General features: G+C 65.8%; 14 protein-coding genes. 5 read left to right on the forward strand and 9 right to left on the reverse strand.

Going from position 1 to position 16,576, the window contains the following annotated elements:
• Positions 1-18 precede the first annotated feature (18 nt).
• Together RMR04_RS28400 and RMR04_RS28405 are read right to left on the reverse strand one after the other, a co-directional pair.
• Complete coding sequence (locus RMR04_RS28400; protein WP_311911861.1) at positions 19-1,899, reverse strand: TRAP transporter large permease; 1,881 nt, start codon at positions 1,897-1,899, stop codon at positions 19-21.
• 41 nt (positions 1,900-1,940) lie between these two features.
• A complete protein-coding gene (locus RMR04_RS28405; protein ID WP_311911862.1) occupies positions 1,941-2,957 on the reverse strand; it encodes a TRAP transporter substrate-binding protein in 1,017 nt (338 codons plus the stop codon).
• Positions 2,958-3,074: 117 nt separating this feature from the next.
• Between RMR04_RS28405 and RMR04_RS28410 the strand changes: the two genes are divergently transcribed.
• The gene (locus RMR04_RS28410) at positions 3,075-4,157 is read left to right on the forward strand and encodes a LacI family DNA-binding transcriptional regulator (protein WP_311911863.1); all 1,083 of its coding nucleotides are present in this window, start codon (positions 3,075-3,077) and stop codon (positions 4,155-4,157) included.
• A 12-nt stretch (positions 4,158-4,169) separates the two neighbouring features.
• Here the strand turns inward: RMR04_RS28410 and RMR04_RS28415 are convergent, their stop codons facing one another.
• The 5 genes from RMR04_RS28415 to RMR04_RS28435 all read right to left on the reverse strand — a co-directional run bounded on the left by RMR04_RS28415 (position 4,170) and on the right by RMR04_RS28435 (position 8,484).
• A complete protein-coding gene (locus RMR04_RS28415; RefSeq protein WP_311911864.1) occupies positions 4,170-4,505 on the reverse strand; it encodes a hypothetical protein in 336 nt (111 codons plus the stop codon).
• Positions 4,505-5,404, reverse strand: coding sequence for a DUF6772 family protein (locus RMR04_RS28420; protein WP_311911865.1), 900 nt, complete (start codon positions 5,402-5,404; stop codon positions 4,505-4,507). Before RMR04_RS28420 ends, RMR04_RS28415 begins: the two co-directional genes overlap by 1 nt.
• A 6-nt stretch (positions 5,405-5,410) precedes the next feature.
• Positions 5,411-6,247, reverse strand: coding sequence for a carbohydrate ABC transporter permease (locus RMR04_RS28425; RefSeq protein WP_311911866.1), 837 nt, complete (start codon positions 6,245-6,247; stop codon positions 5,411-5,413).
• Positions 6,240-7,115, reverse strand: a complete 876-nt coding sequence (locus RMR04_RS28430; RefSeq protein WP_311911867.1) for a carbohydrate ABC transporter permease — start codon at positions 7,113-7,115, stop codon at positions 6,240-6,242. Before RMR04_RS28430 ends, RMR04_RS28425 begins: the two co-directional genes overlap by 8 nt.
• 244 nt (positions 7,116-7,359) lie before the next feature.
• Entirely contained in the window at positions 7,360-8,484 is a 1,125-nt protein-coding gene (locus RMR04_RS28435) for a mandelate racemase/muconate lactonizing enzyme family protein (protein WP_311911868.1), read from the reverse strand.
• A 116-nt stretch (positions 8,485-8,600) separates the two neighbouring features.
• Here RMR04_RS28435 and RMR04_RS28440 point away from each other — a divergent pair, with 116 nt between their 5' ends.
• Genes RMR04_RS28440 through RMR04_RS28455 form a run of 4 tightly spaced genes read left to right on the forward strand, consistent with a single transcriptional unit; the run spans position 8,601 to position 12,775 of the window.
• Positions 8,601-9,392, forward strand: a complete 792-nt coding sequence (locus RMR04_RS28440; RefSeq protein ID WP_311911869.1) for a FadR/GntR family transcriptional regulator — start codon at positions 8,601-8,603, stop codon at positions 9,390-9,392.
• Positions 9,364-10,677, forward strand: coding sequence for an ABC transporter substrate-binding protein (locus tag RMR04_RS28445; RefSeq protein ID WP_311911871.1), 1,314 nt, complete (start codon positions 9,364-9,366; stop codon positions 10,675-10,677). The genes RMR04_RS28440 and RMR04_RS28445 overlap by 29 nt, the downstream gene beginning before the upstream one ends.
• Before the next feature lie 56 nt (positions 10,678-10,733).
• Positions 10,734-12,023: an ABC transporter substrate-binding protein gene (locus tag RMR04_RS28450; RefSeq protein WP_311911872.1), complete on the forward strand. Its 1,290-nt coding sequence runs from the start codon at positions 10,734-10,736 to the stop codon at positions 12,021-12,023.
• On the forward strand, positions 12,023-12,775 hold the full coding sequence (locus tag RMR04_RS28455) for an SDR family NAD(P)-dependent oxidoreductase (protein WP_311911873.1): 753 nt from the start codon (positions 12,023-12,025) through the stop codon (positions 12,773-12,775). The genes RMR04_RS28450 and RMR04_RS28455 overlap by 1 nt, the downstream gene beginning before the upstream one ends.
• Positions 12,776-12,906: 131 nt before the next feature.
• Here the strand turns inward: RMR04_RS28455 and RMR04_RS28460 are convergent, their stop codons facing one another.
• Both RMR04_RS28460 and RMR04_RS28465 read right to left on the reverse strand, forming a co-directional pair.
• Positions 12,907-14,520 (reverse strand): hydantoinase B/oxoprolinase family protein, encoded by a 1,614-nt coding sequence (locus RMR04_RS28460; protein WP_311911874.1) that lies wholly within the window; start codon positions 14,518-14,520, stop codon positions 12,907-12,909.
• Positions 14,520-16,571: a hydantoinase/oxoprolinase family protein gene (locus tag RMR04_RS28465; RefSeq protein ID WP_311911875.1), complete on the reverse strand. Its 2,052-nt coding sequence runs from the start codon at positions 16,569-16,571 to the stop codon at positions 14,520-14,522. Before RMR04_RS28465 ends, RMR04_RS28460 begins: the two co-directional genes overlap by 1 nt.
• Between the last annotated feature and the right edge of the window lie 5 nt (positions 16,572-16,576).

Raw genomic sequence — 16,576 nt, forward strand, 5'->3', positions numbered from 1 at the left:
TCGAAGAGCGGTGAAGGATCAGAATTTCAGGAAGCCGGTGGAGATCCACGGCACGGCGGCGACCACAACGAGGCCGATCAGCAGGGCCAGCATGTAGCCCCAGATGTATTTCAGGCCCTCATCGGGATTGATCTTGCTGATCGCGCAGGCGCCGTAATAGCCAACCCCGAAAGGCGGCGCGAAGAGGCCGATGCCCATCGCGAAGATCACCACCATGGCGTAGTGCACCTCATGCACGCCGACCTGCTTGGCGATCGGAAACAGGAGCGGTCCGAACAGCACGATCGCCGGGATACCCTCCAGCACGCTGCCGAGGATGATGAAGGCGACGATCGAGATCGCCAGGAAGCCCCAGGTTCCACCGGGCACGGCCGCCATGATCTTCGCCAGATCCTGCGAGAAGCCGGATTGGGTCAGGCCCCAGGCCATGGCCGTGGCGCAGCCGACGATGAAGATGATTGCACCCGTCAGCGAGGCGGTGTCGACCAGCATGCGCGGCAGCCGGCGCCAGTCGAACTGGCGGTAGACCAGAAGCCCCATCACGACGGAATAGGCGATGCCGATGGTCGAGACCTCGGTCGCCGTCGCCACGCCCTCGACGACCGCGGCGCGAATGACGAAGGGCAGCGAGACGGCCGGCAGCGCGACCAAAGCGAGCTTGCCGATCTCGCGCTTTGAATAGCGCGCGACATGGCTGAGATCCTCGCCGCGATAGCGCCACCAGATCACGAAGCAGAGCGCAGCGCCGAGCACGACACCGGGCAGCATGCCGCCGGTGAAGAGCGCAGCGATCGAGACGCCCGTCACGGAGCCGATGGTGATCAGCACGATCGAGGGCGGGATCGTCTCGGTCTGCGCGCCTGTCGCCGAGAGCAGGGCGACGAGATCGCCGGGCTTGGCGCCGCGCTTCTGCATCTCCGGGAAGAGCACCGGTGCGATCGCGGCCATGTCGGCGATCTTCGAGCCCGAAATGCCGGAGACGAGATACATCGCCCCGACCAGCACATAGGAGAGGCCGCCGCGGACATGGCCGAGCAGCGAAGCGAGGAACTGGATCATCGCCCTGGCCATGCCGGTCATCTCGATCAGCGCGCCCAGGAAGATGAAGAGCGGCACCGCGAGCAGGATGAGATGGCTCATGCCCTCGTCGAGCCGCCCGACCATGACGATCAGCGGCGTCGCGGTGGTGAGCGCGAGATAGCCGAAGGTGGCGAGCGCGAAGGAGAAGGCGATCGGCACGCCGGAGAAGACGTTGAGCGCCACCACCCCGACGAAGAAGACCACGAGATTGAGCTTGCCGAGCGGCTTCAGCATGGGGCCGACAAGCCAGAACAGCAGCACGAGGGCAACTGTGAGGCCGAGCGCCAGCAATAAGGGCTTGAGCGAGCCGAAACGCAGCAGCCGGAAACACGCCGCCAGCAGCATCAGCCCCATGCCGACGGGAATCGCCGCCGCGCGCCAGGCATTGGTGATCTCCAGCGCCGGAGTGACGATGAACCTTTCCTCCTCGGCATATTCCAGCGCATGGGGCAAAATCATCAGCAGGAAGGCGATCGAGGCGGTGATCGCGAGCGCCTCCAGTAGGCTGCGCGCCCCTGGCCCGACACGGCTGACGAGGCCGGTCATGCGCATATGCTCGCCGCGCCGGAGGGCTACGACCGCGCCCAGCATCGAGAGCCAGAGGAACAGGATCGAGGCCAGTTCGTCCGACCAGATCAAGGGCCTGTGGAAGACATAGCGCGCCGTCACGCCCGCCCCGAGGATGGCGATCTCGACCAGGACGAGCGCGGCCGCCACGGCCTCGACGAGGCCGCCGACCAGGCGGTCGAGCTTGCCGGCGAGATGCGCAATGCCATTCTCGGGGACAGGCGCAGGCGACAGCGTCGCATGTCCGTGCATGACGGGATCCTCCATCGGCTCGACCGCGCGACGCACCGGCCTCAAGCCAGCTTGCCGACAGCGCCTTCGAGCAGCCCCCAAGCCTCCTCCCCGAAGCGCCCCTGCCAATCCTTGTAGAAGCCGGCCTCGCGCAGCTTGGCGCGGAAGGAGTCGGGATTGGTCTTGTTGAAGGCGAGGCCCTTCGCCTGCAGATCCGCCTGGACCGTCTCGTTCAGGCCCTTGATATCGGCGCGCTGCCTGACGCCGGCCTCGTTGATGGCGTCGCTGACGATCGTCCTGACGTCGGCCGGCAGGGCGTTCCAGGCGCGACCATTGGCGATGAACCAGAAGCCGTCCCAGATGTGGTTGCTGATGGCGCAGTTCTTCTGCACCTCATAGAGCTTGGCGACCTGGATGATCGGCAGCGGGTTCTCCTGCGCGTCGACGATCCTGGTCTGGAGCGAGGAATAGACCTCGCTGAACTGCAGGCTGGCGGGTGCGGCCTCCAGCGCCTTGAACATCGCGATCGAAAGCGGGCTCACCGGCACGCGGATCTTCAGGCCCGCCATGTCCTTGGCGGTCTCGATCGGCTTGCCTGACGTCGTCATCTGGCGAAAGCCGTTGTCCCACATCTTCTCGAAGGCGAAGAGGTTCACCTTGGCGATCGCGGCGCGGACATGGGCGCCGAGCGCGCCATCCATCGCCTTCCAGACCTGGTCGTAATCGGCAAAGGCGAAGCCCACCGCATTGATCGCGGCGACAGGCACCAGCGTCGCGATCACCAGTGCTGAAGGCGTGAAGAAGGTGATGCCGCCATTGCGGACCTGGCTCAGCATGTCGGTGTCGCCGCCAAGCTGGTTGTTGGGGAAGATCTTGATCTCGACCCGGCCGTTGGTCTTCGCCTTGATCTCTTCGGCAGCCTCGGCGGCGCGCACGTTCAAGGGATGGCTGAGCGGCAGGTTGTTGCCGTATTTCAATTCGATCTCGGCGGCGCGCGCGATATGCGGCATGCCGATGAGGGGAATGGCCGGCGTCGCGGCAAGCGTGCGCAGCACCGTACGGCGGGTCAATGACGTCATCGTAACCTCCCTGGATCGCCTTGCGACCTGATTGTTTGCCGTCTTCTTGCCAAAACGATAGGAATTGCCGATGAGGTCCGTCAAACTCATTCTCTGATGGTTTTTGATTGGATTTGAATGCCTCTCTCTCAGAATGACGGTGCCACGACCGAGGAAACGGAGAACCTGCCACGCCGCCGCCGCATGGCCGGGATGGGCGATGTTGCGCGGCTCGCCGGCGTCTCGAGCGCGACCGTCGACCGGGTCTTGAACCAGCGCCCCGGCGTGCGCGCAGTCACAGTGCAGCGCGTCCTGAAGGCGGCTGGCGAGCTCGGCTACGTCATGGACGGCGCCCTGCCGGCCAGCGCGCTCAAACCCTTGCGTCTCGCCTTCCTGATCCCCGCCGGCACGAACCGCTTTCTCGGCATGCTCGGGCGCCTGATCGGCAGCTCCCAGGACCAGCTCGCCTCCTTCAACATGCGGGCGCGCGTCGATTATATCGAGAGCTTCAAGCCCGAATTGCTGGCCCAGCATCTGCGCCGCATCGGGCGCGACGTCGACGGCATCGCCTTCATGGCGCTGGAGCACCCGACGGTCCGCGAAGCGGTCGACTGGCTGGCCGAGCGCGGCGTGCCGACGGTGACGCTAATCTCCGACATCGCCAAGACACAGCGCGTCGCCTATGTCGGGCTCGACAACCGCTCGGCGGGGCGCTCGGCCGGATACCTGATCGCACGCTTCATCGGGGCCAAACCCGCCAAGGTCGCGATGATCGCCGGCAGCCTGAGCTATCGCGCCCATGAAGAGCGCGAGATGGGCTTCCTGCATCTGTTCGAGGAGCTCTTCCCGGCAATCGAGGTCGTCGGCCTGCGCGAGGGCCATGACGACGAGGCCAGGAATTATCGCCAGACCAAGACCCTCCTGGCGCAGCACCCCGACCTTGCCGGTATCTACAATATCGGCGGCGGTCCCGAAGGCATCGCGAGGGCGCTGAAGGAAGCCGGCCGGCAGCACGAGGTCGTCTTCGTCGGCCATGGCCTGACGCCGGAGACGCGGGCCTTGCTCATCGAGGGCGCGATGGATGCGGTCATTACCCAGAATCCGCAGGCGGCGCTGATGGATTGCGTCGCGATCTTCGCCAATCTGCGCGCCGGGCGGCCGGCCCTGCACGGCACGGCAAGCCCCCGCACCGAGATCATCCTGCGCGAGAACCTGCCGTGAGAGGCCGTGGCCTCAAGCCTTGAAATGCATGCTGACCAGCACGGTGATCTCCGCCCCCGCGGGCAAGGACGCCGCAACACGCAAAAAATTGCCGAAATGGGCGACGCGCTGGAAGGTGACGGCGTTCTCCGTCGCCGGCAGGTCGAATTCCGAACCTTCCGGGGCCCAATGCATGCCGTCGGCCGAGATCTCGATGCGCGCTTTGGGGAGTTTACCCTTGGGTGGCTTCAGCGCCCGCACGAAGACGATCGCTTCCTTGGCCCAGCCGGCCTCATAGGGTTCGGTCGCGCTCTCGGCCGTCCAGATCTCGTTGCGGGCGACGATGGCGGTGAGGTTCTCGGGCAGCATCAGAAGTCTCCCGACAGGCAGACGGAATCGAGATAGGCGAAGGCGCGCTTGTCGGTGTCGGTCTCGGCGAAGAAGCCGATATTCAGCATGCACCAGAGGTTCTTCATCGCCGGGATGCGGATGCAGTCATAAGCCTGCATGTCGAAGACGCGGTCGTTCACCTGAAAACGCGTCGCCTGCATCGTCGCGAGGTCGAAATCGAAACGCAGATAATGCCAGTTCACCTTGGTCGGGATCTCGTTGTAGCAAAGCCGCTGCTCGCCGCCCGGCAGGTCCTCCCAGTCGGTCGGCGCGAGATGGTAATGCGTGATCGTCTTGCCGGCAGTGCCGATCGGCTTGATCGGCGTCGTCTCGCGCTTGAACTGCCATTTCTGCAGGTGCACGCCGTTTTCGGCATTGAGGAAGCGCAGATGCGGCATCACCCGGTTGCCGCCCGCACCATGCTGGTCGCCGACCTGGAGGTCATAGAGGAAGCCGAAGGAGCGGATGTCGGTCTCAGAGAGCTGGAGCTCGGTCGCCTCCGGCTTGAAGGTGAAATAGGTCTCGAGCCGGATCGGGCCGGCCTTGCGGAAGGTCAGGCGCTTGATCGCGACGTTCTGCGCACCCGTCTTCGGCCGCGTCGCGATCTTCAGCGCATAGGAGCCGTCGACGCCGCCATGCGAGCCGAAATCCCAGTTCGGCAAGGTCGAGAGCATGGCATGGCTGTGTTGGGCATAGCCCGGCAGCATCGCGTCGAGCGAGTGCTCGTAATTGCCGACGAGCTGGGTCCAGCCGCACATCCCCCGGTCGAAATCATCGAGGCAGATGATGCGCGGCAGCGGGTCGAAGCGGCTCAAGCTGGGATCGGCCTCGCGGATGGCACGGCGCATGTCGTCGAGCTGCGAATTGGGTGAGGTCATTGGTTTCTACCCCTTCACCGCGCCGGCGGTCAGGCCGGCGACGAGATGCTTCTGCATGAGGATGACGAAGGCGAGCACCGGCAGGAGCTGGACGGTCGAGGCGGCGAAGAGCACGCCCCATTCGACACCCTCGACCGCGCCGATCATCTCCGAGATCACCAAAGGCGCGGTCTTGGCCTTGGTGGTGGTGAAGATGAAGGCGAAGAGGAACTCGTTCCAGGCATAGACGATGACGAAGACCGCGACCGCGAGCATGCCTTGGGCCGCCATCGGCAAAATGATGCGCCAGACGATCTGCATCTGTGAAGCGCCGTCGATCATCGCCGCCTCGTCGAGCTCGCGCGGGATCTGGTCGATGAAGGTGCGCATCACGATGGTGCCGAGCGAGACGAAGAAGGTGGCGTAGAGCACGATCAGGATCAGATGCGTGTCGTTGAGCCCGAGCCAGTTCACCACCGGAAACAGCGGCAGCGTGATCACGATCGGCGGGATCAAGCGGATGAAGATCAGGAAGAAGGCGCTGGCCTGCAGCCCCTTCGAGGCATGGCGCGAATAGGCGAAGCCGGCGAGCAACGAGACCAGGACGGCGAGCACCGTTGCGCCGACCGTGACGATGAAGCTGTTCCAGAGCCCGAAGAAGAAGTCGCCCCAGCGGCTCCAGAGCAGTTCGTAATTCGCCAATGTCGGCGCGAAGCTGAAACGCGAGGTCAGCGAGAAGATATCGCGGTCCGATTTGAAGGAGGACATCGCGATCAGGGCGATCGGCAGAACCGACCAGGCGACGATGACGAGGACGCCGAGAAGCTTCAGGGCTGCGCGAGAGAGGGAGGGTGGTTTAGACATGCTTGCCGAACATCTCCCTGTAGAGCCGGCGCAGATAGAACAGCGCGAGCAGGAGCGAGGCGAGCACGAGCAGCCAGCCCGTGGCGGCAGCCGAGCCGAAGGCGTTGTAACGAAAGGCCTCGAGATAGAGATAGACCGCCAGCACCTCGGTGGTGCGCGCCGGCCCGCCGCCGGTCATCAGCCAGACCTCGGAGAACAGCCGGAAGGCGAAGATGTAGCGAAACAAGGCCGCGATCAGCAGGGCCGGCATCAAGAGCGGCAAGGTGATGCGGCGAAACGCCGTCCAGCTGCTGGCGCCGTCGATCGCGCCGGCCTCGTAGAGATCGCTCGGGATCGAGAGCCTGGCCGCGTAGATGATGATGAAGGAGAAGGGCAGGTGCAGCCAGATCGAGAGCAGCGAGACCATGAACAGGCCGTGGCTCGGCTTCACCGCCCATTCGATCGGCGGCAGGCCCAGGAATGAGAGCATCTGGCTCATCATTCCGACATCGGGCTCGAACAGATAGCGCCACATCACCACGGCCGAGACCTCGCTGACCGCATAGGGCGCGAGCACGATGGCGAGCAGGATCGGTCGGAACGGCACGCCCGAGGCGAAGAACAGCGCCATCAAGAGGCCAAGCAGCAATTCGAGATGCACGACCACGGCGACGACGATCACCGTGTTGACGAGCGCCCGCCAAAAATAGGGGTCGCTCAGGACCTTGGCGTAGTTGGCGAGGCCGACGAAGCTCGCCGCCTGGCCGAAGGAGGACTGGTTCAGGCTGAGCCAGAACACGTAGATCGCCGGCAGGAAGATGATGCCGCCGACCATGAGCTGGACGGGGCCGACCAATGCGATGGCCGAAAGGGGCGTGCGCGCGGTCATTGGTGACCCCGCAGCATCAATTGCCATGCTCTTGGCCGTTTACACCTCCGCGCCGTCATCCCGGGCGTAGCCCCCGGGTCCGATCTTCGATCGGCCCAAGGATAAACTCCGCGGAGACCCGGAATCCATGCCTGAACCGTTCCGGAATGGATCCCGGATCGGCGCCGCCGCGCGGCTTGTCCGGGACGACGGCGCGTTTCCCAGTGATGGTACGGAAGAGAGAGAAAGAACCTCATCGCCGGCATCACGAAACCCGGAAACGCTGGAGCGCGTCGCGATCGACCTCGATGCCGAGGCCCGGGCCCTGCGGCACTGCGAGCTTGCCGTCGGCGAGCTGAGAGCCCTCGCCGACCACGGGATGCGTGAAGGCATCGCGCAGCGGGTTCTCGTAGACCATGCACTCAAAGGTGCGGAAGCTCTCGGCGGCGGCCGCGAGCTGGAGGCTGGCGGCGACGCAGATCGCGCCGGACCAGCCGACATGGGGAGCGTAGGCCGTGTTGAAGGCGGCGGCGAGTTCCGCGATGCGCCAGGTCTCGGTGATGCCGCCCGAGCGTGTCACATCGGGCTGGATCAGTCCTAGCGAACGGTCCTGCAGCATGAGCAGCGCCTCGGTGGCGACATAGTCGCTTTCGCCCGCCGCGAGCCTGATCGGCAGGTGCTGGGCGAGCCGACGATAGCCCTCGCGATCATGCGGCGCGATCGGTTCCTCGAAGAAGCCATAGCCGAGATCGGCCAGCACCCGGCCGACGATCAGCGCGTCATCGACATCATAAGCCCAGTTGGCGTCGACATAGAGGGCGATATCGTCGCCCGCGAGCTTGCGGATGAACCGCGCCCGGGCGATCGCATCCTTCAGCGGGTGGCCGAGCTTGACCTTGATCTCGCGGAAACCGGCTTTCAGCGCAGCAGTGACCTCCGCCTCCACCGTCGCATCGTCGAGCCAGTTGATCGAGGAGGCATAGGCCGCGACCTGCGTACGCCCGATGCCGCCGAGCAGCTTGTGGATCGGCAGGCCGGCCTGTTTGCCGGCGATATCCCAGAGCGCGATGTCGATGCCCGCGATCGCCTCGACCAACTGCCCGCCGGGGCGGCCAGACAGCGCGGCGCGCATCGCCTTCCAATGCGCGCGCCGGTCGGCTGGGTCCTTGCCGATCAGGCGGGGGCCGAGCACCTCGTCGATCAACCGCGCATAGCCGGCCGCGCCGCGCCGCGCCAAAGCCTCGCCGAACCCCACCACGCCGTCGCTGGTCACGACCTCGACGACGACAAGCTCGATGGCGGGATAGTCGCCCTGCGAGGTGCGCTGCACCTTGGGAAGCGTGGCGCGCAAGGGATGCGCGATGATCTGCGTGATGCGGCTTGCCGTCATGGCGGCGCTGTCCTCCCCAGGACACTGAACTTATCTGAGACGTTAAACTTATCTGATAGGTTGATCAGTTGCAAAGATGAGCAGCATCTGTCAATCATCAATTCATGGAGACGATGATGAACGACGCCGCCCTGACAGCCGCGATCGACAACGACCCGTTCGGCGGGTCCGATGTCGTGCCGACGCGGCTCGGCGACGCGCTGATCGCGCGTATCACCCAGGCGATCCATGACGGGCGCTTGAAGCCTGGTGACGCGCTCCCCTCGGAATCGCGGATCGCGGCCTCCTTCGGCGTCAGCAAGCCGATCGCGCGCGAGGCCATCCGCCAGCTCGCAGCGATGGGCGTCGTCCATATCCAGCAGGGCAAGGTCACGCGCGTGCAGGCGCTGAATGCCGCCCCGCTCGACCGCTTCTTCCGTTTCGCCGTCAGCGGCAGCAAGACCGGGCTGATTGAGGCGGTCGAACTGCGCCGCATCCTCGAGCCGCCGATCGCCGCCCATAGCGCCGAGCGCCGCAGCGACGCCGATCTCGAGCGCCTGCGAGGGATTCTGCAGCGCATGGAAGCCGCACTCGGCGACGTGCCGCTCTGGATCGAGGCCGATCTCGATTTCCACGAGGCCATCGCCGCGTCAGCGGGGAACCGCCTGCTCGATTTCCAGATCAGGGGCCTGCGCCCGGTGATCCGGCAGGTGATGGAGATCTTCAATTCGCGCGAGGCCCGCACCAAGGCCGATTGGCGCCGGACCTATGAGCGGCATGTCCGCGTCGTCGAGGCCATCGCCATCGGCGACGCCGCGGCAGCGCAAGCCGCCATGAACAAGCATTTCGAAGCGGCTGAAGCCGCCATCGCGGAAATCGCGGCATCCCGGGAGGAATATCATGACGGCAGGACAAGGGCTCGACCGTAGAGAACTGCTCGTTGGCATCGCAGGCCTGGGCATCGCAGGTCTGAGCTTCGCCGGGCTGAAGGCTGCACCTGCCTTTGCACAGACAGGTCCGCTCAACGTCTTCGCCCACCGCGTCATGCAGACGGTCGCAACCGGCACGCAGGGCGGCGACATCACCAGGGATTGGAGCCAGAAGACCGGCACCACAATCCAGTGGACGACCTTCGACACCGGCCCGCTGCAGGAGCGATTATTCCGCGAGGCGAGCCTCGGCGAGACCTCCGTCGATGTCGGTTTCCTCCTGAACACCCAGGCGATCCCGCGCGCCGCCAACCTGTTCGAACCGCTCGACGACTATCTCAAGCGCGACCCGCTGGAGGATGCAGCCGACATCTTCCCGGGGCTGATGGAGGGAATGAAGGTCGGCGGAAAGCAGCTCGCCATCCCCTTCCGCCATGCCTCCTCGGGCCTGCACTACAATGAGGAGCTTCTGGCCGAGAAGGGCTTCAGCAAGCCGCCGGCGACGATCGAGGAAATGATCGAGATCGCGCGCGCCTGCACCTATCGCCGCAGCGACGGCACGGCGGTGACGGGCCTGTGCATGCCAGGCGTGACCTATCCCAATGTGATCGACCTCGCGCGCGCCTGGGACGGCGATTTCATCACGGCCGACTTCAAATGCGTCGCCGACCAGCCGGCCATGCTGAACGCGATCAAGCTCCTGCGCGCGCTCTTCGAAAGCGGGGCGTTTCCGCGCAATTTCGCGACGCTCTCGCCCGAGGACGTCAATGTCTGGATGCAGACCGGCCGCGCCGCGATGAGCCTGCAAAGCATGGGCCGCAACCGCATCTACAACGACCCGCAGAAGTCGAAATTTCCAGGCAAAATCAAGACGGTCGCGGTGCCGGCCTCGAAGACGCTCGCCGGGAAATACGACGCTGCGCCAGCCAAGGTCGAGTTCTGGGGTCTCGTCATCCCCAGGAACGCCAGGCGCAAGGAGCTCTCCTGGAGCTTCATCAAGGCGATGGTCGCGAAGGAGGCGACGCTGAAGGCAGCGCTCAACGGCAATGGCCCGGTGCGGGCCTCGACCTATGCCGATGCAGGCTTCGCCGGAACCGTGCCCTATGCGGCCGAGGAGCTGAAGGTGCTGAAGGTCGCGCGCGTGCCGATGCCCGCCTTCGACGAAGCCGCACGTGCCGGCGACCTGTTCAAGGAAGAAGCGGAAGCCGCCGTGCTCGGGCTGAAGACGCCGGAGGAGGCGATGGCCTCGCTGGTCAAGCGCGTGCAGCCGCTGCTCCCCGCCTGAGATCGAACACATGACAACGCGCGAGACAGCGCGAGCCAAACCCTCGGAGGAAAGCCATGACCACATCCATCTCCCGCCGCGCATTCGGCCTGATCTCGGGCGGCGCCGCGGCCTCGCTCGCCTTGCCAGGCATCGCCCGTGCCCAGGCAAAGGCCGTCACCGCGCTCGGCCATCGCGTCCACCAGACCTCGGCCACGACTGGGCCGGGCGGCGACGCAACCGAGGCCTGGCGCAAGCAATCCGGCGCGAGCGTCAACTGGGTGACATTCGGCGACGTCAACGCCATCCATGAGCGGCTGCTGCGCGAGGCGACGCTGGGCGAGACCACAATCGACGTCGCCTATCTGCTCAACGGGCGGGCCGTGCCGCGCAACCTCAAGCTGTTCGAGCCGCTCGACGCCCTGCTGAAGGATGCAGCCATCGAGGCGCTGGATGATTTCGCGCCGGGCCTGATCGCGCCGATGAAGCTCGACGACGCGCTGCACGGCATCCCCGTCCGCCATGCGACCAACGCGCTGATCTACAACGAGGCGATCCTGGAGGAGCGCGGCGTCAGCAAGCTGCCGACCAGTTTCGAGGAGCTGGCCGAGCTCGCCCGCAAGCTGACCTTCAAGCGCGACGACGGCACACAGGTGAACGGCCTCGCCTTCACCGCCGCCTTCGCCTCGAACTTCCTGACGCTCGCGCGCTGCCTCGGCGGCGACTACATGACCCCCGACGGCAAGCTCGTCGCCAACGAGCCCGGCATGGTCAAGGCGCTGACGCTGTTGGCCGATTTCTACAAGGCCGGCGTGCTGCCGCGCAATTTCGCGACCGTGAACAATGAGGAGATCACGACCTGGATGCAGCAGGGCCGCGCGGCGATGACGATCAACCCCTTCGCCCGGTTGGTGACCTATAACGACCCGGCCAAGGGCAAATATGGCGGGCGCTTCAAGTCGCTGCTGCCGCCGATGGCCGCGGATCTCGCCGGCAAGGTCACTTACGCGCCGACGACCGAATTCTGGTCGCTGGTGATCCCGAAGAACGCCAGGCAGAAGCCGCTGAGCTGGGAGATGATCAAGGCGCTGTCGTCCAAGGCCGGGACCTTGGCCATGGCGCTGAACGGCAACGGCCCGACGCGGGTTTCGACCTATACCGACGAGAAGCTGAAAGCCGCGATGCCCTATGCCGCCGATGAGGCTGCCGCGCTCAAGGCCTCGCGCATCCATCTGCCCGCCTTCGACGAGCAGGCCCGCGCCCACGACATCTTCCTGGAGGAGACTCAGGCCGCCGTGCTCGGCATCAAGCCGCCGCAACAGGCGATGGATGACGCCGTGAAGCGCGTGAAGCCGCTGCTCGGCTGATGGGCGAGACGCTGTCAGGACGCGTCGCGCTCGTCACGGGCGGAGCGCGCGGGATCGGGCTGGCGATCGCGACAGCGCTGGCGGAAGCCGGCGCGCATGCGATCCTGCATGACCGCGACCGGGAGGCGGCCCAGGCCGCGACAGCGGCGCTTCTCGGCAGCGGAGCCTCGGCCTCCAGCCTGATCGCCGATCTCGCCGAGCCCCTGGCTCCCGCCGCGATGCTGACGGAACTTCGGGCGCGCGGAAATGAGCCCGACATTCTCGTGCTCTGCGCCTCCGCGGAAATCCGCGAGAGCTGGGATGCGGTCAGCGACAAGGCCCTGCGTGTCCAGAGCGAGGTCAACCTGCACGCAACCGTGCGATTGATCCGCAGCTTCCTGCCCGGCATGGTCGCGCGCGGCTTCGGCAGGATCATCGCGATCGGCTCGGTGCAGGAGGCGCGCGCCAATGCCGACTGCTTCTACTACGCCGCGACCAAGGCGGCACAGACCAGCATGATCCTCACCCTCGCCCGCACGCTGCGCGCCCCGGACGTGACCTGCAACGTGATCCAGCCCGGCGCCATCCGGACGGAACGTAATCGCGCGATCCTCACTGAGCCCGGTCGCGAGGCGCTCGCGCTGGAGCGCATCCCGCTCGGACGGATAGGCGCGCCGCAGGACTGCGCCGGCATCGCGCGGCTGCTGTGCGCGCCCGAGGGCGCCTATATCAACGGCGCCGAGATCGCCGTCGATGGCGGCATGCGGCTGTGACCGTGCTCAGAGCATGATGCCGAAAAGTGGGAACCGGTTTTCGGACGACATCATACTCTAACTCTTTGATGAGAGACGGATTTAGGTTTCAGACGGGATCACTTTTTGATCCCGTCTGAAACCATCCGGCTCTAAGCCGACCGCAGCCGCCCTTCGGCGATATCGCGAGCCTTGTCCTCTGCAGCCCGTTCCGAGGGTGGACCGTAGCCGCCAGCGCCCGGTGTGATGATCTCGACGATCTGCCCCGCTTCCAGCGCTCCGTCGCCCCTAACGAAGGGGCCAACGCCGTCACTGAAGACAAAGGAGCCGCCCTGCCCCGACTCGCCGCCGGCGATGCCCCAGGGACGCGAGTTCAGGCGGGAGTTGTCGACATTGAGGCGGCAGGGAGCCTCGGCGCGGTAGACGCGACGCAGGCCCATGCCGCCGCGATGGCGGCCCTGGCCGCCCGAACCGTCGACCAGTTCGTAGCGCAGCAGCGTCAGCGGATATTCGACCTCCAGCGCCTCGACCGGCAGGTTCGAGGTGTTGGTCATATGGACATGGACGCCGTCGAGACCATCCTTTGTCGCTCGCGCGCCGGAACCGCCGCCGATCGTCTCCAGATAGACCCAGAGCTGACCGGAGCCCGGCATCTCGCCGGCGAAGGTCGCCGACGCCGCCGTGCCGCAGCAGGCGGCGATCACACGCTCTGGCACAGCCTGCGCGAGCGCCCCATGGATCAGGTCGACGACGCGCTGGCAGGCCGCGATGCGCCCGTTCACCGCTGCCGGGTGGACGCAGTTCAGCACCGTGCCCTCCTTCGCCGTGACGGTCAGCGGCCGGGCGAGGCCGGCATTGGGCGGGATCGTCGGGTCGGCCACGGTTTTGACCGCGTAATAGACCGTCGAGAGCAGCGCGGTGTAGACCATGTTGAAGCCGGCGCGCGCCTGCGGCGGGGATTCGAAAGCGAGCTTCATCTCCTCGCCCGCGACCGTGATCGCGACCGAGAACGTCATCGGCTCGTCGATTTCGGGATTGTCGAAATAATCCTCGAAAAGATAGACCCCGTCGGGGATCGACTTGATCCCGGCGCGCATCTTGCGCTCGGCATAATCCTGCAGCGCCTTGCCGGCAGACAGCACGGTCGAGCGTCCGTATTTGTCGCAGAGCGCCCGCACGCGCTCGACACCGAGGCGGTTCGCCGCCATCTGGGCGCGCAGATCCGAGAGGCGCTCGCGCGGCACCTGGCAGTTGAGCAGGATCAGTTCCTGCACGTCCTTCATCAAAACGCCGCCGTCATAAAGCCGGATCGGCGGAATGCGCAGGCCTTCCTGGTAGATATGGGCGTGGCCGCGATCGGCGAAATCGGCATGGTGGGCGGTATTGACGGCCCATGCGACCATCGTGCCGTCATGGAAGATCGGTTCCGCGAGGACGATATCGGGCAGATGAGTGCCGCCGCCTTCATAAGCGTCATTGCCGATGAAGACGTCGCCGGGCTTCATCTCGGCGACGGGATGGCGCTTCAGGATATGCGGGATGATGCCGATGAAGGAGCCAAGATGCATCGGGATATGCTCGGCCTGGCAGAGCGTATCGCCGCCGATGTCGAAGAGCGCGGTCGAGCAGTCGCGGCGCTCCTTGATGTTGGTGGAATAGCTCGCCTTGACCAGCGCCTCACCCATTTCCTCGGTGATCGAGGCAAAGGAGGAGCCGATGACTTCCACGGTGATCGGATCGACGGTGACGGTGGCGCTGATGATCATCACGGCGTCTCCAGGATCAGGTTGAGGTAGGGCTCGACGGTCGCGATCATCCCCGGCAACAGCACGGTGGTCGAATCCATCTGCTCGATGATCGCCGGCCCGGCGATGACATTGCCGGATTTCAGCTTGTCGCGATCATAGATCTTGCACGCCACGAAACCGCCGGCCTCGGGGAACCAGACCTCGCGGCTGCCGATGATCGCTTGATCCGATTCCGGCCCGGCATCGGCTTGCGGCCGGAACTGCGCCTTGGGCACGAAGCCGATCGCCTCGACGCGGTAGGTCACGAGTTGCACCGCCTCGCCTTCGGCGACGAAGCCGTAGAGCCGCTTATGCGCCTCGGCGAAGCCATCGGCCAAAGCCGCGATGGTCGCGCTCGAGATCTGGCCTTCCGGCACGTCGATCGACAATTCGTAATTCTGGCCCTGATAGCGCAGATCGGCCGTGCGCCGGAGCTTGCGATCGTTGGGCGCGACCTTCTCCTCGGCGAACCAGTGCTCGCCCTGCGCGACCAGGCCGGCGAAGGCCTCGGTCATCGCGCCGACCAGAGCGTCGCCCAATGTGGCAAGGCGGGTGGTGGCGAAATTGGCGCGCAGATCGGTCAGCAGGAGGCCAAGCGCGCAGCCGATGCCGGGATTGCGCGGCACGACGATGCGCTTCATCTCCAATTCGCGCGCAAGCCGCGCCGCATGCAGCGGACCGGCGCCGCCAAAGGCGACGAGCGCGTAGTCGCGCGGGTCATGCCCGCGCTGGACCGAGACGACGCGGATCGCCTTGGCCATGTTGGCGGTGACGACCGAGATGATGCCCTGGGCGGTGGCCATCACGTCGAGGCCGAGCTGGTCGGCAAGCCGGCTAATCGCCTGCTTCGAGAGATCCTGCCGGATCGGCATGCGGCCGCCGAGCAGATGAGTGGGGTTCAGCGTCTGCAGCACGACATTGGCGTCGGTGACGGCGGGCTCCGTCGCGCCGCGATCATAGCAGACCGGGCCGGGATCGGCGCCGGCACTGCGCGGACCGACCTTGAGCAGCCCGCCGGAATCGATCGCGGCGAGCGAGCCGCCGCCGGCCCCGACGGTGTGGATGTCGAGCATCGGCGCCTTGATCGGATAGCCGTGGACGATCGCGTCGCTGGCGAACTTCGCCTCGCCGCCGCGCAGCAGCGCGACGTCGGAGGATGTCCCGCCCATATCGAAGGTGATCAGGTTCTCGATGCCGGTCATCTGGCCGATCGCCTGCGCGGCGACGACGCCGGTGGACGGCCCCGACAGCACGGTGCGCACCGGCAGGCGGGCGGCCATGTCGAAGCCGATGACGCCGCCATTGGACTGCGTCAGATGCGGTGTCGTGGTGACGCCGAGTTCCGTCAGCCGGTCGGCAAGGCGGCGGATATAGCTCTGCATGACCGGGCCGAGATAGGCGTTCACCACGGCCGTCGAGATACGCTCATATTCGCGGAACTCGGGCGCGACTTCATGCGAGGCGCAGATGAAGGCCTCCGGGAACTCCTCGGCGACGATGCGCTTGGCAGCCTGCTCATGGGCGGGATTCACGAAGCCGTAGAGGAAGCCGATTGCCACCGCCTTGACGCCGGCCGCCTTCAGCGCGCGGGCGGCAACCCGCACGCCCTCTTCGTCGAGCGGAATCTCGACCGAACCGTCATGGCGCAGGCGCTCCGAGACGCCGAAACGCAGATCGCGGGTCACCAGAGGCGGCGCCTTGTCGACCTGGAGATCGTAGAGATCGGGGCGCTTCTGGCGGCCGATCTCGATCAGATCGCGGAAGCCCTCGGTGGTGATGAGACCGGTCTTGACGCCGCGATGCTGGATCAGGGCGTTGGTGCCAACCGTGGTGCCATGACCGAAATAGGCGACTTCGCTCGGCTTGGCGCCGACGCGTTCGGTGCCTTCCTGCGTGCCGCGCGCGATGGCGCGGGAGGGATCATCCGGCGTGGAGGGCACTTTCCAGACCGCCACCTCACCGGTCGCGTCGTCGAACAGACAGACGTCGGTAAAAGTTCCCCCGGAATCGATCCCGATCCGCCAAGCCATGAAGC

Source organism: Bosea sp. 685 (genome assembly GCF_031884435.1).
GTDB lineage: Bacteria > Pseudomonadota > Alphaproteobacteria > Rhizobiales > Beijerinckiaceae > Allobosea.

Excerpts from the sequence above, each read along its gene's own strand:
- RMR04_RS28425 (WP_311911866.1), bottom strand. The coding sequence starts at position 6,247 with ATGTCTAAACCACCCTCCCTCTCTCGCGCAGCCCTGAAGCTTCTCGGC.
- RMR04_RS28420 (WP_311911865.1), bottom strand. The coding sequence starts at position 5,404 with ATGACCTCACCCAATTCGCAGCTCGACGACATGCGCCGTGCCATCCGC.
- RMR04_RS28400 (WP_311911861.1), bottom strand. The coding sequence starts at position 1,899 with ATGCACGGACATGCGACGCTGTCGCCTGCGCCTGTCCCCGAGAATGGC.
- RMR04_RS28435 (WP_311911868.1), bottom strand. The coding sequence starts at position 8,484 with ATGACGGCAAGCCGCATCACGCAGATCATCGCGCATCCCTTGCGCGCC.
- RMR04_RS28465 (WP_311911875.1), bottom strand. The coding sequence starts at position 16,571 with ATGGCTTGGCGGATCGGGATCGATTCCGGGGGAACTTTTACCGACGTC.
- RMR04_RS28455 (WP_311911873.1), top strand. The coding sequence starts at position 12,023 with ATGGGCGAGACGCTGTCAGGACGCGTCGCGCTCGTCACGGGCGGAGCG.
- RMR04_RS28460 (WP_311911874.1), bottom strand. The coding sequence starts at position 14,520 with ATGATCATCAGCGCCACCGTCACCGTCGATCCGATCACCGTGGAAGTC.
- RMR04_RS28430 (WP_311911867.1), bottom strand. The coding sequence starts at position 7,115 with ATGACCGCGCGCACGCCCCTTTCGGCCATCGCATTGGTCGGCCCCGTC.
- RMR04_RS28410 (WP_311911863.1), top strand. The coding sequence starts at position 3,075 with ATGCCTCTCTCTCAGAATGACGGTGCCACGACCGAGGAAACGGAGAAC.
- RMR04_RS28440 (WP_311911869.1), top strand. The coding sequence starts at position 8,601 with ATGAACGACGCCGCCCTGACAGCCGCGATCGACAACGACCCGTTCGGC.
- RMR04_RS28445 (WP_311911871.1), top strand. The coding sequence starts at position 9,364 with ATGACGGCAGGACAAGGGCTCGACCGTAGAGAACTGCTCGTTGGCATC.
- RMR04_RS28405 (WP_311911862.1), bottom strand. The coding sequence starts at position 2,957 with ATGACGTCATTGACCCGCCGTACGGTGCTGCGCACGCTTGCCGCGACG.
- RMR04_RS28415 (WP_311911864.1), bottom strand. The coding sequence starts at position 4,505 with ATGCTGCCCGAGAACCTCACCGCCATCGTCGCCCGCAACGAGATCTGG.
- RMR04_RS28450 (WP_311911872.1), top strand. The coding sequence starts at position 10,734 with ATGACCACATCCATCTCCCGCCGCGCATTCGGCCTGATCTCGGGCGGC.